Here is a 1,566-nt window from a genome sequence, read left to right on the forward strand (position 1 = left end):
GAAGAACTATCGGTCAGAACCGAACCAGAAGCGAGTGCATCACCGCTGCCGTTGGTCAGTGTGATGGAACTGTTTCCACCTTCCAGCTGGAAGGAGGCTGCACCACCTTGAGCTTCGTTGAGGTCGGACAAGTTCAAGCCGGTCGACAGTGTCGTGTCGGTGTAGTCCACTGCATCAACCGTCAGCGATGACGTGTTGTCTTCGTTGAAGATCGTTGTCAGTTCGTTACCGGCACCTGCCAGCAGGTTTTTGCCCTTGTAGTCGGAATCTTTCGCCAGATCCTCGATCTGCTCAAGCAGATCGTTGTACTGTGAAGCAAATTGCGCCCGCTCGAACTGGCTTTGCGTTTGCAGCGCCTGATTGGCCTTCGCTTTCGCCGATTCCACCAGGTCAGTGATGCTCTGGATACCTTTGTCAGCCGCCTTGATGGTCTGAAGCGACTGGCCCATGTCTTCGAGCAGGTTGCCCAGATCGTTGGCCCGGCTGTTCAAACCGGAAGCGGTAAAAAAGCTGTTCGGATTGTCGAGGGCCGAATTGACCTTGAGACCCGTTGCCAGCTTGTTCTGAACATCGGAGGTAAGGCGTGCTGTTGACTGGAGTGTAAGCAGGTTCTGCCGGACGGCAGCTGACAGATTGATGTCAGACATCGTTCATCCCTTTCCTGGGTCACAAAATACCGCCACTCATCCTGAGCGGGTTGCAGGAAGGATGTTCTGTTAACCTTAATCAATGGTAAACCGCTTTGAAATTTAGGGTAAACGCAGCGTTAATGACGAGGGCATCCGCTCGAGTTTCCGCACGATTGCGGCCTGTCTCGTCAAAGACGCGTTCCGTAAAATGCTGGAAAAAACTTCAGGGCAGGGGGTTAAAAAGCAAAAAGGCGGGCTTCTGCCCGCCTTTCCGCAATGTTTGGTTCTGTCGCCTTCTGGCTTAGAACAAACGAAGGACGTTCTGGTCCGCCTGCGATGCGAACGACAAGGATGTCGATGCAAGTTGCTGACGTGTCTGAAGCGCCAGAAGGTTTGCACCTTCTTCGTTGGTGTCTGCCAGGGTCAGAAGACCCGAACCTTCCTCAAGAGTGTTGATAAGGCTCCGAGTGAAGTCCTGACGGATTTCAATCGTGGACAGATTGGTACCAAACTCAGATGCTTGAGAACGCAGGTCGCTCAAAGCCGTGTTCAGCTTGCCGATGACATTGTTGATGTCATTGTCGGTCGCAAAACCGGATTCCTGAGCCGCGGTAACGTTCACGCCATCATTGTCAGCTGTGAAGGCTGAGGCTGCGAAGTCTGCGTTGTCGCTGGTCAGGTTCAGTGTCACGTCACTTTCGATGGTGAGCTGGCCGGTACCAGTGTTGAAGCTCGCCGATACACCGCCGAACTCATCAGCAAAGTCTTCGAGGTCGGAGACGGTTGTGGCCGCGCCTACTTCAAGAGACCCGAGTTCGAAGCCGTTGCCATCTTGAAGGGTCAGTGTGTCACCCACCTTGAAGGATCCGGATTCTGACAGGAGCTGTGTTCCTACAGTGAAGGCGTTTGACGTCACGCCGGTCAAGCTGGCAGAAGA

General features: G+C 53.8%; 2 protein-coding genes. Both read right to left on the minus strand.

Annotated features, from left to right (window positions below; genetic code table 11):
* Nucleotides 1-647 (minus strand): flagellin N-terminal helical domain-containing protein (locus JM93_RS21625; RefSeq protein ID WP_482822442.1); only part of this gene is annotated, 647 nt, incomplete at its 3' end.
* A 283-nt stretch (nt 648-930) separates the two neighbouring features.
* A partial coding sequence (locus tag JM93_RS21630; RefSeq protein WP_280114977.1) for a flagellin occupies nt 931-1,566 on the minus strand: 636 nt, incomplete at its 5' end.

This window comes from Roseibium hamelinense, assembly GCF_007830545.1.
Classification (GTDB): Bacteria; Pseudomonadota; Alphaproteobacteria; order Rhizobiales; family Stappiaceae; genus Roseibium; species Roseibium hamelinense.